Genomic DNA, 12,256 nt, shown 5'->3' with positions numbered 1-12,256 from the left:
GGTGGGTGAGACCTGGAAGCGTTCGGCGGCCCGGCGCAGGGGCCAGCCGTCCTCGACCACGCAGCGGGCCAGGCGCAGGCGTCCGGTCTCGGTCAGGGGTGCGTTACGGTGGGGCACGAGGGCCTTTCTGTTGGTGTAGACGTCGCAATCCACACCGAACCGGAAGGCCCTCACCTGTTTCAAGATCCCTCAGCCGAGACCTGGCTCACCCGTCCACAACCTCCCCGGACAGAACACCTAGGCCCCGCGCCGGACCTCCGCACCGGTTCCCGCACCGGTTCCCGCACCGGCCCGTGCGCCCGTGCCCGCGCCGGTGCCCGCTCCGGCCTCCGCGCCGTCGCCCGCCTCCCGTGCGTCGTACGCCGACCGCGCCGCCGAGATCTCCTCCTGGTGCGTCTCGGTCCACGTCACCAGGGACCGGATCGTCGTGTGCAAGGTCCCGCCGAGCGGGGTGAGTTCGTAGTCCACCCGCGGCGGCACCACCGGATGCACCGTCCGCTTCACCAGCCCGTCGCGTTCCAGCGAGCGCAGCGTCACGGTGAGCATCCGCTGGCTGATCCCGTCGATCTCCCGCCGCAGCTCGGTGAAGCGCAGCCGCCGGTTCTCCAGCAGCGCGATGACCAGGAGCGACCACTTGTCGGCCACCCGGTCGAGGATCTGCCGTACCTGGCAGTCCTCCCGGGTGTCCCACTGGAAGGGGTCGGTGTCGCCGTAGTCCACGGTGTCGGTGCCTGCGCAGTTACTCGGTGACTTCGAAGTGCCTTCTTCCATGTCTGCCGATGCTGCCGGAGGCTGAGGGCGGTTACAAGAGGGAACCGACCCTCGATCCCGTAACCGCCCCCTAGTTGTGGAGTACTGCCATGGGCACGCGCGCTTGGGCGCTGTTACTCGTCCTCTGCGGAACGATCTTCCTGGAGGGCATCGACGTCGCGATGATGGCGGTCGCGATCCCGTCGATCAGGTCCGATCTCGGGCTGACGACCGGCACGGCGGCCTGGGTGATGAGCGCCTATGTCCTCGGGTACGCCGGCTTCACGCTGCTCGGCGGCCGGGCCGCGGACCTGCTCGGCCGCCGCCGGATGTTCCTGGCCTGGCTGACCGTCTTCCTCGTCTTCTCCGGACTCGGCGGCTTCGCGACCGACGGCTGGATGCTGGTCGTCGCCCGCTTCGTCACCGGAGTGTCCGCCGCGTTCATGACCCCGGCGGCGCTGTCCCTGATCACCACGTCCTACCCGCAGGGCCCGCGGCGCGACAAGGCCCTGCTGGTGTTCGCGGGCACGGCGGCCGGCGGTTTCTCGCTCGGTCTCGTCGTCGGCGGCCTGCTCACCGAACTCGGCTGGCGCTGGGTGTTCTTCGCACCGGTGCTGCTGGCGGGCGCGCTGCTCCTGGCGGCCGTACGGCTGGTACCGCGACAGGAGACCCCGCCCCTCGGTCACCGGGGCTTCGACCTGCCCGGCGCGCTGACCGCCGCCGGCGCCATGCTGCTGGCCGCCTACACCGTCGTACGCCTGGAACACGGCCTGGACGGCTGGCCGTCGACGGCGGCGGCGGCCCTCGCGGCACTGCTGCTGGCCGTCGTCTTCGTCACCGTCGAGCGGCGGTCCGCCGCCCCTCTGGTCCGGCTCGGCATCCTGCGCAAGGGCCCGGTCGTACGGGCCGACCTGGGGGCGCTGCTCTTCGTCGGGGCCTTCTTCGGCTTCCAGTTCGTCGTGACGCTGTACCTGCAGGAGCTGCGCGGCTGGTCCTCGCTCCAGACGGCCGTCGCCCTGGTGATCATGGGCTGTGACGCGGTGCTGGCGCCGACACTCACCCCGAAGCTGGTCGCCCGGTTCGGCCACGCCCGGGTGATCGTCGGCGGATTCGCCCTGGCGGTCGTCGCGTACGGGCTGTTCCTGCCGGTCGGCCTGGACTGGCCGTACCTGGCGATGCTGCCGACGCTGTTCCTGGCGGGCACGGCCTTCGCGCTGGCGTACGGTCCGCTGACGATCGCCGCGACCGACGGGGTCGCCGACGCCGAGCAGGGCCTGGCGGGCGGGCTGCTCAACACCGCCACACAGTTCGGCTCGGCGGTCGGGATCTCGGCGGTGACCGCCGTCTACGGCCTGGCGGCCGGCGAGTCCAGCGGCTCGGGGCCCAGCTCCGGGGCGGCCGGCGCCGATCCCGAGGCCACGCTGTCGGCGTTCCGTACGGCGCTCGCCGTGCCCGTCGCGATGGTGGTGCTGGGCCTGCTGGTCTCGGTCCTGAGCGTGCGGGCGGAGCGGCGGGCGGTGCGCAGCGCGTCCCAGGTCAGCAGCGTCAGCGCCAGCCAGACCAGTGCGAAGCCGGCCCAGCGCTCGGGCGGCATGGCCTCGCGGAAGTAGAGGACGCCGAGCAGGAACTGGAAGACGGGCGCCAGGTACTGCAACAGCCCCAGCGTGGACAGCGGCACCCGGATCGCGGCGGCGCCGAAGCAGACGAGGGGGATCGCGGTGACGACACCGGTCGCGGCGAGCAGGGCCGCGTGCCCCGCGCCCTCGGAGGCGAAGGTGGCCTCGCCGCTCGTGCCCAGCCACAGCAGATAGCCGAGCGCGGGCAGGAACTGGATCGCGGTCTCGGCGGCCAGCGACTCGACGCCGCCGAGGTTGACCTTCTTCTTGACCAGGCCGTACGTCGCGAAGGAGAAGGCGAGGGTGAGGGAGATCCACGGTGGCTGCCCGTACCCGATGGTGAGCACCAGCACGGCGGCGAAGCCGATGCCGACCGCCGCCCACTGCACGGGCCGCAGCCGTTCCTTCAGGAGCAGGACGCCCATCGCGATGGTGACGAGGGGGTTGATGAAGTACCCGAGCGAGGCCTCGACCACGTGACCGGAGTTCACGGCCCAGATGTAGACGCCCCAGTTCACGGTGATGACGGCCGCGGCGATGGTGATCAGCCCCAGCCTGCCCGGCTGCCGCAGCAGCTCACCGGCCCACGCCCAGCGTCGTACGACCAGCAGGGCGACGGCGACGAAGGCCAGCGACCAGACCATCCGGTGGGCGAGGATCTCCGCCGCGCCGGCGGGCTTGAGCAGCGGCCAGAACAGGGGCACCAGTCCCCACATCCCGTATGCCGCGAAGCCGTTCAGCAGACCTATGCGCTGCTCGCTCTTCGACGTCCCGGCCACGGGCCCCTCCCTCTCACGTACTGCTCGCCTGCAAGAAGGTAGCGCCGGGCACCCCCGCCTGTCATGCCCGTATCGGCATACGGTCATGACAGGCGGGGGTGGAGGGTCAAGGGCCGGACGGGGGAGCGTCAGCCCTTGAGCGCTGCCGCGATCGCCTCGGAGAACGGGGTGGTCGGGCGGCCGGCCAGGCGGGACAGGTCGCCGGTGGAGACCACCAGCTCGCCCTTCTCGATCGAGGCGTCCACGCCGGCGAGGATCGCGGCGAACGGCTCGGGCAGTCCGGCGCCGGTCAGGATCCCGATGAGGGCGTCGGGGGAGACGGCCGAGTAGGTGATCTCCCTGCCGGTCAGCCGGCTCAGCTCGGCCGCGTACTCGGCGAAGCTCCACGCCTGGTCGCCGCCCAGCTCGTACGTCTTGTTCTCGTGCCCCTCGCCGGTCAGTACGGCGACCGCGGCGGCCGCGTAGTCGGCGCGCGCGGCGGAGGAGACCCGGCCCTCGCCGGCGGCGGCGACGACCGTGCCGTGCTCCAGCACCGGGGCGAGGTTCTCGGTGTAGTTCTCGTGGTACCAGCCGTTGCGCAGCAGCGTGAACGGCACGCCGGAGGCGACCAGCGCCTCCTCGGTGCCCCGGTGGTCGTCGGCGAGCGCGGCGCTCAGGCTGCCCGGGGCGCTGGTGTACGCGAGCAGCGCCACGCCGGCCGCGGCGGCGGCGCCGATGACCGCCTTGTGCTGCTGGACGCGACCCTTGTCGAACTCGTTGCCCGAGACGAGCAGCACCTTGTCGTCGGCCGCGAACAGGCCGTCGAAGGAAGCGGGGGCGTTGTAGTCGGCCAGTGCGATCCGCACGCCGCGCGCCGCGAAGTCGGCGGCCTTCTCCGCGTTGCGGACGACCGCGGTGATCTGGTCGGCCGGAACCTTCTCCAGCAGTTGCTCCACGACGTGGCGGCCGAGGTGGCCGGTGGCTCCGGTGACGACGATGCTCATGATCAGACTCCTTGTGGGGGTGCGGTGCCACTAACCATATCCGCTGCGCTAACTCTTAGAAAGTACCCACTTTGAAGTAAGGTACTGGTATGGCAGTAAGTGACAAAGCGAGCAGCCCGACGGTGGACACGGCGAGGGCGGGCGAGGCGATGTGCCCCTCCCGTCTGGTCCTGGAACATGTGACGTCGCGCTGGGGCGTCCTGGTCCTGATCGAACTGCTCGACCGCTCCCACCGCTTCAGCGAACTGCGCCGGGCGATCGGCCGGGTCAGCGAGAAGATGCTCACCCAGACCCTCCAGACCCTGGAACGCGACGGCCTGGTCCACCGCGACGCCAAGCCGGTGATCCCGCCCAGGGTCGACTACTCCCTGACCGACCTGGGCCGAGAAGCGGCGGAGCAGGTGCGAGGCCTGGCGGTGTGGACCCAGGAGCGAATGGGGGAGGTGCTGGAAGCACGGGAGGTGTACGACGCGCGGAAAGGCGCCTCTGAGCAGGCCTGACGCGCGAGTTCTCGGCCTGCTGGACGACTATGGGCACAACACCGAGGGCCTGGTGCGGCGCTGGTGCGCCCAGGCCCCCTGGTGCACCCAGGCCCTCTGGTCGCGCCCAGGCCCTCTGGTCGCGCCCAGGCCCTCTGGTCTCTCGGGCAGTCGTCAGCCGACCACCGTCCACGTGTCCCCGCCCGCCAGCAGCGCCCCCAGATCCCCCTTGCCGTTCTGTTCGATCGCCGCGTCGAGCTGGTCTGCCATCTGGGTGTCGTACACCGGCCGCACCACGGACCGCAGCACCCCGATCGGGGTGTGGTGCAGGGTGTCCGGGTCGGCCAGCCGGGACAGGGCGAAAGCGGTCGTGGGGGAGGCCGCGTGCGCGTCGTGGACCAGGATGTCCGCCTCGTTCTCCGGCGTCACCGTGACGACCTTCAGGTCACCGGTCGCCGCGTCCCGGACGACCCCGCGGGACCCTCCCCCGCTCTCGGCCTCGCTCGAGCGGGAGGTGCCCCCACCGCCGAAGCGGATCGGCTGCCCGTGCTCCAGCCGGATCACCGCCTCCTCGGCCTGCTGCTTGTCCTTGAGCGCCTCGAACGCGCCGTCGTTGAAGATATTGCAGTTCTGGTAGATCTCGACCAACGCCGTACCGGGATGCGCGGCCGCCTGCCGCAACACCTCCGTCAGGTGCTTGCGGTCCGAGTCGACCGTCCGCGCCACGAACGACGCCTCCGCGCCGATCGCCAGCGACACCGGGTTGAAGGGCGCGTCCAACGACCCCATCGGCGTCGACTTGGTGATCTTGCCGACCTCGGAGGTGGGCGAGTACTGGCCCTTCGTGAGCCCGTAGATCCGGTTGTTGAAGAGGAGGATCTTCAGGTTCACGTTCCGCCGCAGGGCGTGGATCAGGTGGTTGCCGCCGATGGACAGCGCGTCGCCGTCACCCGTCACCACCCACACGCTCAGGTCGCGGCGCGAAGCGGCCAGCCCCGTCGCGATGGCGGGGGCGCGGCCGTGGATGGAGTGCATGCCGTACGTGTTCATGTAGTACGGGAAGCGCGAGGAACAGCCGATGCCGGAGACGAAGACGATGTTCTCCTTGGCCAGCCCCAGCTCCGGCATGAACCCCTGCACCGCCGCGAGGATCGCGTAGTCGCCGCAGCCGGGGCACCAGCGCACTTCCTGGTCGGACTTGAAGTCCTTCATGGACTGGCGGGCCTCGGCCTTGGGAACGAGCGAGAGCGCCTCGATCGTGCCCGTGCCTTCCGTGGACGTCTCAGCCATCGATGGCCTCCTTGAGAACCGTGGCGAGCTGCTCCGCCTTGAACGGCATGCCGTTGACCTGGTTGTACGAGCGGGCGTCGACCAGGTACTTCGCCCGCACCAGCGTGGCGAGCTGACCGAGGTTCATCTCGGGGATCACCACCTTGTCGTACGCCTTCAGGACCGCGCCCAGGTTCCGCGGGAACGGATTGAGGTGGCGCAGATGGGCCTGCGCGATCAGCTCACCGGCCGTGCGCAGCCGCCGTACCGCCGCCGTGATCGGTCCGTACGTCGAGCCCCAGCCCAGCACCAGGGTCCGCGCGCCGTGCGGATCGTCGACCTCCACGTCCGGTACGTCGATGCCGTCGATCTTGGCCTGGCGGGTACGGACCATGAAGTCGTGGTTGGCGGGGTCGTAGGAGATGTTGCCCGAGCCGTCCTGCTTCTCGATGCCGCCGATACGGTGCTCCAGGCCCGGCGTGCCCGGGACGGCCCAGGGACGGGCGAGGGTCTGCGGGTCGCGCTTGTACGGCCAGAACACCTCGGTGCCGTCGCCCAGGGTGTGGTTCGGTCCCTGCGCGAACTGCACGCGCAGGTCCGGCAGCTCGTCCACCTCCGGGATGCGCCAGGGCTCGGAACCGTTGGCCAGGTAGCCGTCGGACAGCAGCATGACCGGCGTGCGGTACGTCAGCGCGATCCGCGCCGCCTCCAGGGCCGCCTCGAAGCAGTCGGCCGGGGTGCGCGGGGCGACCACGGGCACGGGCGCCTCGCCGTTGCGGCCGAACATCGCCTGGAGCAGGTCCGCCTGCTCGGTCTTGGTGGGCAGACCGGTGGACGGGCCGCCGCGCTGGATGTCGATCACCAGCAGCGGCAGTTCGAGGGAGACGGCGAGGCCGATGGTCTCGCTCTTGAGCGCCACGCCGGGACCACTCGTCGTCGTCACCGCCAGCGAGCCGCCGAAGGCCGCCCCGAGCGCCGCACCGATACCGGCGATCTCGTCCTCGGCCTGGAAGGTGCGCACGCCGAAGTTCTTGTGCCGGCTCAGCTCGTGCAGGATGTCCGAGGCCGGGGTGATCGGGTACGAGCCCAGGAACAGCGGCAGGTCCGCCTGGCGGGAGGCCGCGATCAGGCCGTACGACAGGGCCAGGTTCCCGGAGATGTTCCGGTACGTGCCCACCGGGAACGCCTTCGCGGCCGGCGCGACCTCGTACGAGACGGCGAAGTCCTCGGTGGTCTCGCCGAAGTTCCAGCCCGCGCGGAAGGCGGCGATGTTGGCCGCCGCGATGTCGGGCTTCTTGGCGAACTTGGTGGCCAGGAACCTCTCCGTGCCCTCGGTGGGCCGGTGGTACATCCATGACAAGAGGCCGAGCGCGAACATGTTCTTGCTGCGCTCGGCCTCCTTGCGGGTGAGGTCGAATTCCTTGAGTGCCTCGACGGTCAGGGTGGTCAGCGGGACCGGATGGAGGAGGTAACCGTCGAGGGAACCGTCTTCCAGCGGGGAACTGGTGTACCCCACTTTCTGCATCGCCCGTTTGGTGAACTCGTCCGTGTTGACGATGATCTCCGCGCCGCGCGGCAGATCGCCGACGTTCGCCTTGAGGGCGGCCGGGTTCATCGCCACCAGGACGTTGGGCGCGTCGCCCGGCGTGAGGATGTCGTGGTCGGCGAAGTGCAGCTGGAAGGACGAGACGCCGGGCAGGGTGCCGGCGGGGGCCCGGATCTCGGCGGGGAAGTTCGGCAGCGTCGACAGGTCGTTGCCGAAGGACGCCGTCTCCGAGGTGAAGCGGTCACCCGTGAGCTGCATGCCGTCACCCGAGTCGCCCGCGAAACGGATGATCACCCGGTCCAGACGGCGGACGTCCTTCGCCCCTGCCGCTTTGCGCTGCTCTCCTACGACGGTTCCGTCGGCCTGTTCCGCTGGGCTACTGACCTGGCTGGTCACTGAACTGGACCTCCTAGAGGCGGCTGTCTGGGAGCGGCCTTCCCGCAGGCCTTCCCAAGTTCAACCCTACGACCGTGAGGGTCGCCTTCCCTGGGTCATTCGCATGATGGACACGCTTTTGAGCTGGTTCGGTGCCCCGACTTGTCGCGATTTGCTCACCCCCCGGCGCTGACATGGAAGACGCTGCCCTTCACTCCTCGGTTCTCGGTTTCGACCGGCCCTCGTACTCCGCTCGGCGGCCCTCCTGTCCCTGACACGGTGTTTGTCAGACGCTCACGAGTTCAGGTAGGTGAGGACGGCCAGGACACGACGGTGGTCCCCGTCGCTCGGGGACAACCCGAGCTTCAGGAAGATGTTGCTGACGTGCTTCTCGACGGCCCCGTCGCTCACCACCAGCTGCCGCGCGATCGCCGAGTTCGTCCGGCCCTCGGCCATCAGCCCGAGGACCTCCCGCTCTCTCGGGGTGAGTCTCGCGAGCACGTCCTGCTTGCGGGAGCGGCCCAGCAGCTGCGCGACGACCTCCGGGTCCAGGGCCGTGCCGCCCTGCGCCACCCGCACCACCGCGTTCACGAACTCACGCACCTCGGCTACCCGGTCCTTGAGCAGATAGCCGACTCCCCGGCTGGAACCGGCCAGCAGTTCGGTCGCGTACCGCTCCTCCACGTACTGCGACAGCACGAGCACCCCGAGCCCCGGATGCGCCTTGCGCAACTGCACCGCGGCCCTGACGCCCTCGTCGGTGTGCGTCGGCGGCATCCGTACGTCGGCGACCACCACGTCCGGCAGCTCGCCCTGCGCGTCCAGCTCGGTGATGGTCTTGATCAGAGCTTCGCCGTCCCCGACCCCGGCGACCACGTCGTGCCCGCGGTCGGTCAGCAGCCGAGTCAGGCCCTCTCTGAGCAGCACTGAATCCTCGGCGATGACCACCCGCACCCTGTCCTCCACGATCCTCGGCCCCCGAGCCCCTGTATGCGGGCCGCATCCGGCCCCGTCCCCAACCCCTGGCCCCCTCAGTATCCCGCGATCGGACCTTCCTCAGGGGACCTGTGGACAACTGCTCGACCGGGTTCCGGCTTCGTCGGCACGGAGAAGGCAGGAAGGAGGCAGGAAGGAGGCAGGAAGGAGGTACGAAGAAGGCAGGTAGGAGGCAGGCAGAAGGGGTCTTCGAGCCACGGAGGTCGTGGCGCGCTGCGGCGGGGGAGGCCTCCTGATCCGGGTTCCGAACAGGTCAGAAGGCCTTCCCCGCCGCACCCGCGAGACCGCCGCACCCCACCGCGACCGCCGGCCACCGGCCCGGAACTACACCGCCCGCCAGGGAAGCTCGGCGGTGATCCGCGTGGGGCCCCCGGCCGGTGAGTCCACCACCAGGATTCCGTCGACCGCGTCCAGGCGTTCGGCCAGACCGGCCAGGCCCGAACCGGCGGAGGTGTCCGCGCCGCCGACCCCGTCGTCCACGACCTGGAGCATCAGCCGGTTGTCCACCCGCCACGCGTCCACCGCCGCCCAGGTGGCCCGGGCGTGCTTGCTGATGTTCTGCAGCAGTTCCGACACCGTGAAGTAGGCGATCCCCTCGATCGCCGGCGCCGGCCGCGCCGGCAGGTCGACCTCCACCTGCACCGGCACCGTGCACCGGGACGCCACCGCCGACAGTGCCGCATCCAGGCCCCGGTCCGTCAGCACCGCCGGGTGGATGCCGCGCGCCAGGTCCCGCAGCTCCTGCAACGCCGTCTTCACCTCGCCGTGCGCCTCGTCCACCATCCGCGCCGCCGCCTCGGGATCCTCCGTCAGCTTCTCCTTCGCCAGCCCGAGATCCATCGCCAGTGCCACCAGCCGCGCCTGCGCCCCGTCGTGCAGGTCCCGCTCGATGCGCCGCAGGTCCGCCGCCGCCGTGTCGACCACGACCCCCCGGTCCGACTCCAGCTCCACCACCCGCGCCGACAGCTGCGTCGGCCCGAGCAGCCCGTGGACCAGCAGCCGGTCCACCATCGTCAGCGCTCGCACGATCCACGGTGTGGCCAGCGTGAACAGCAGCCCCACCAGCGCGGTCACGGTGATCTCGAACGGGTTGTCCAGGTAGATGTGGTGGCCCTCGTCGCCGTACAGCTGGATACCGTCCTGTCCGCCGTACAGCGGAAAGAGCCAGAACCACACCGGGTACGTCATCAGCGTCCAGCCGAGCAGGAAGAAGTTCACGGTGACGACGAAGGAGAACACCGCCCACGGCAGGTACAGCAGCGCGTACAGCACGCTCCGCCACGAGGCGCCGCTCTTGAGGCCGGCCCCCAGCCGGGCCAGCATGCCCTGCTTCTTCGTCCGCAGCGGCTCGGGGTCGGCCACCTCCAGCCCCAGCAGCCCGCGCGCGCGGGCCCGCTCCAGCGCCCCGAGGCCCCGGCAGCCGGCCAGCCCCGCCGCCAGCACCGGGATACCGAGGAACGTCACGAGCAGGCCGGCCCCGAGCGAGACCATCGTGACCGTGTACACGAACAGCAGGACACTGATCGGCAGCCCCAGCAGTACGTACGCCAGCTCCCGCCAGCTGCGCGCCTCGAACGGTGCCCGCAGCCCGGCCGGCAGGCGGTGCCGCCGTGCCTCCTCGGGAAACCCGAGCCCGCTGTCGTGCCCGTATCCCTGTCCGTAGTCCGTGGCCATCGGTGTCGTCCTTCTCCTCGTCCTGCCTGTGCCGTCGTACCTCAACCCTGCTCGGCCGTGGCCTCATGGACCATGGAGTGCGTCGGCGTCTTGGAAGGGGGGTTTTCCCTACCTCTCCGGGCCCCTCCGGCCTGCGCTTCCGCGCTGACGGTTGCCGTGCGTGTCTGCGGTGCGTGCCTGCGGTGCGTGCCGCCGTGTGTGCCTGCCGTGCGTGCCCGCCGTGTGTGCCTGCTGTGTCTCATGCCATGCCATGCCATGGGGGCGGGTCGGTTCAGGGCGCCTTGCCGGGCTCGCCGGGCTCGCCGGGCTTGCCGGGGTCGCCGGCACGGACCGTCCTGCCGGGGTGGCCCGGTGGGCCTGCGGGCAGGACGGTCCGGGCCGAGGACCGCCGCCCAGCTCCTCCGGTGGCCGCCGGATGCCTACGAGCGGTCCCGCCACGGCAGTTCCGCCGTGACGACCGTGGGACCGCCCGGGGGCGAGTCGATGACGAAGAGGCCGTCCACCGCGTCCAGGCGGTCGGCGAGGCCGCGCATGCCCGTGCCGCCGTCGAGGCTGGCGCCGCCGCGGCCGTCGTCCCACACCTGGATCAGCAGCCGGTCGTCCGTCTGCCACACGTCCACCGACGCCGACCGCGCGCCGCTGTGCTTGCTGACGTTCTGGAGCAGCTCCGAGACGGTGAAGTAGGCGATGCCCTCGATGGCCGCGGCCGGTCTGGCGTCCAGGTCGGCCGTCACCTTCACCGGCACCGTGCAGCGCGAGGAGACCGAGGACAGGGCGGCGTCCAGACCGCGGTCCGTCAGCACGGCCGGATGGATGCCCCGGGCGAGGTCCCGCAGCTCCTGCAACGCGAGCTTCACCTCGCCGTGCGCCTCCTCGACCATCGCCGCCACGACCTTCTCGTCGGCCTGGCCGTCCAGCAGCTTCTCCTTGGCCATGCCGAGCCCCATCGCCAGATTGACCAGCCGTGCCTGTGCCCCGTCGTGCAGATCGCGCTCGATGCGCCGGAGATCGGCCGCGGCCGTGTCGACCACGACCCCCCGGTCGGACTCCAGCTCGGCGATCCGCCGCTCCAGCTCGTCGGAGGGCGACAGCAACCCGCGCACCATCGCCCGGTCGACGTTGGTCAGCCCCCGCGCGATGTACGGCAGCACCGGCCACAGCACGAACAGCGAGACCAGCGTGAGGGTGAAGGTGAAGATGCCCCAGGGCAGCCGGACGAAGTCGTACAGCATCGTCCGCCAGCCGACCGGATCCTTCAGACCCATCCACAGATGTCTCACGACCCCGATGTTCGTGCGACGGCCCGACGGCAGTGGGCTCGGCTCGTCCACCCGCACTCCGAGCAGCGCCCTGGCCCGCGCCCGTTCCAGCCTGCCCAGCTGCCGGGCGCCCATCAGGCCGACCGCGAGCAGCGGGAGCCCGATCACCGTGACGGTCAGCCCGGCTCCGGTGAAGAACACGGTCACGACGTAGACGAATCCGATCAGCGCCAGCGGAAGGTTCGCCAGAAGGTGCGCGATCTCCTTCCAGGTCTGTCGGTCGAAGGCGAAACGGGCAGGCGGCAGACGGTCGCTGCCCGCTTCACCGGAGGGGCTCGAGGCCGGGAGACGTTCGGTCATATGGGTTAGCGTGCCGCGCGGCGGTCCCCGGCGCCATGAGGCGGACCGCCGCGATCCCCTGGGGAAAACCCCACCCCCGCACCCTGTGGTTCCTCTCCATACGTGACGGCCTGCTTACCTCGTCTTTAGCAGGCCCTAGACTCCCGTGCGTACAGATCGTCGAACAGTGA

The 12,256-nt window shown here is 70.6% G+C and carries 9 protein-coding genes and 2 pseudogenes; 2 read left to right on the top strand and 9 right to left on the bottom strand.

Annotated features, from left to right (window positions below; all coding sequences use genetic code 11):
* Positions 1 to 117: pseudogene (locus tag ACWD0J_RS21665) on the bottom strand (IS481 family transposase); the annotation flags it as partial.
* A 120-nt stretch (positions 118 to 237) separates the two neighbouring features.
* Positions 238 to 771 carry a winged helix-turn-helix transcriptional regulator gene (locus tag ACWD0J_RS21660; protein ID WP_451497426.1) on the bottom strand — a complete coding sequence of 178 codons (534 nt, stop codon included), beginning with the start codon at positions 769 to 771 and terminating at the stop codon, positions 238 to 240.
* An 89-nt stretch (positions 772 to 860) separates the two neighbouring features.
* On the opposite strand from ACWD0J_RS21660, the pseudogene ACWD0J_RS21655 reads away from it, so the two are divergent.
* A pseudogene (locus tag ACWD0J_RS21655) lies at positions 861 to 2,015 on the top strand (MFS transporter); the annotation flags it as partial.
* 80 nt (positions 2,016 to 2,095) lie between these two features.
* Here ACWD0J_RS21655 and rarD read toward each other — a convergent pair.
* Positions 2,096 to 3,145 (bottom strand): EamA family transporter RarD, encoded by a 1,050-nt coding sequence (gene rarD, locus ACWD0J_RS21650; protein WP_451497425.1) that lies wholly within the window; start codon positions 3,143 to 3,145, stop codon positions 2,096 to 2,098.
* 128 nt (positions 3,146 to 3,273) lie between these two features.
* The gene (locus tag ACWD0J_RS21645) at positions 3,274 to 4,128 is read right to left on the bottom strand and encodes an SDR family oxidoreductase (protein ID WP_451497424.1); all 855 of its coding nucleotides are present in this window, start codon (positions 4,126 to 4,128) and stop codon (positions 3,274 to 3,276) included.
* A gap of 89 nt (positions 4,129 to 4,217) precedes the next feature.
* Here ACWD0J_RS21645 and ACWD0J_RS21640 point away from each other — a divergent pair, with 89 nt between their 5' ends.
* Positions 4,218 to 4,628 carry a winged helix-turn-helix transcriptional regulator gene (locus tag ACWD0J_RS21640; protein WP_451497423.1) on the top strand — a complete coding sequence of 137 codons (411 nt, stop codon included), beginning with the start codon at positions 4,218 to 4,220 and terminating at the stop codon, positions 4,626 to 4,628.
* A 153-nt stretch (positions 4,629 to 4,781) separates the two neighbouring features.
* On the opposite strand, the gene ACWD0J_RS21635 is transcribed toward ACWD0J_RS21640, so the two are convergent.
* The 5 genes from ACWD0J_RS21635 to ACWD0J_RS21615 form a co-directional block, all read right to left on the bottom strand.
* Positions 4,782 to 5,897 carry a 2-oxoacid:ferredoxin oxidoreductase subunit beta gene (locus ACWD0J_RS21635; RefSeq protein WP_451497422.1) on the bottom strand — a complete coding sequence of 372 codons (1,116 nt, stop codon included), beginning with the start codon at positions 5,895 to 5,897 and terminating at the stop codon, positions 4,782 to 4,784.
* Positions 5,890 to 7,818: a 2-oxoacid:acceptor oxidoreductase subunit alpha gene (locus ACWD0J_RS21630; protein WP_451497421.1), complete on the bottom strand. Its 1,929-nt coding sequence runs from the start codon at positions 7,816 to 7,818 to the stop codon at positions 5,890 to 5,892. The genes ACWD0J_RS21635 and ACWD0J_RS21630 overlap by 8 nt, the downstream gene beginning before the upstream one ends.
* Positions 7,819 to 8,091: 273 nt before the next feature.
* Entirely contained in the window at positions 8,092 to 8,751 is a 660-nt protein-coding gene (locus ACWD0J_RS21625) for a LuxR C-terminal-related transcriptional regulator (RefSeq protein WP_451497427.1), read from the bottom strand.
* Positions 8,752 to 9,117: 366 nt separating this feature from the next.
* The gene (locus ACWD0J_RS21620) at positions 9,118 to 10,467 is read right to left on the bottom strand and encodes a sensor histidine kinase (protein WP_451497420.1); all 1,350 of its coding nucleotides are present in this window, start codon (positions 10,465 to 10,467) and stop codon (positions 9,118 to 9,120) included.
* Between the two features lie 419 nt (positions 10,468 to 10,886).
* Positions 10,887 to 12,086: a sensor histidine kinase gene (locus tag ACWD0J_RS21615; protein WP_451497419.1), complete on the bottom strand. Its 1,200-nt coding sequence runs from the start codon at positions 12,084 to 12,086 to the stop codon at positions 10,887 to 10,889.
* Between the last annotated feature and the right edge of the window lie 170 nt (positions 12,087 to 12,256).

Source organism: Streptomyces sp. NPDC003011 (assembly GCF_053591515.1).
Note: the sequence above shows the minus strand (reverse complement) of the source record. Positions and strands in the feature narration are given on the sequence as shown.

Coding starts and splice junctions, on each gene's coding strand:
- ACWD0J_RS21660 (WP_451497426.1), bottom strand. CDS start 771: ATGGAAGAAGGCACTTCGAAGTCACCGAGTAACTGCGCAGGCACCGAC.
- ACWD0J_RS21645 (WP_451497424.1), bottom strand. CDS start 4,128: ATGAGCATCGTCGTCACCGGAGCCACCGGCCACCTCGGCCGCCACGTC.
- ACWD0J_RS21640 (WP_451497423.1), top strand. CDS start 4,218: ATGGCAGTAAGTGACAAAGCGAGCAGCCCGACGGTGGACACGGCGAGG.
- ACWD0J_RS21635 (WP_451497422.1), bottom strand. CDS start 5,897: ATGGCTGAGACGTCCACGGAAGGCACGGGCACGATCGAGGCGCTCTCG.
- ACWD0J_RS21620 (WP_451497420.1), bottom strand. CDS start 10,467: ATGGCCACGGACTACGGACAGGGATACGGGCACGACAGCGGGCTCGGG.
- ACWD0J_RS21615 (WP_451497419.1), bottom strand. CDS start 12,086: ATGACCGAACGTCTCCCGGCCTCGAGCCCCTCCGGTGAAGCGGGCAGC.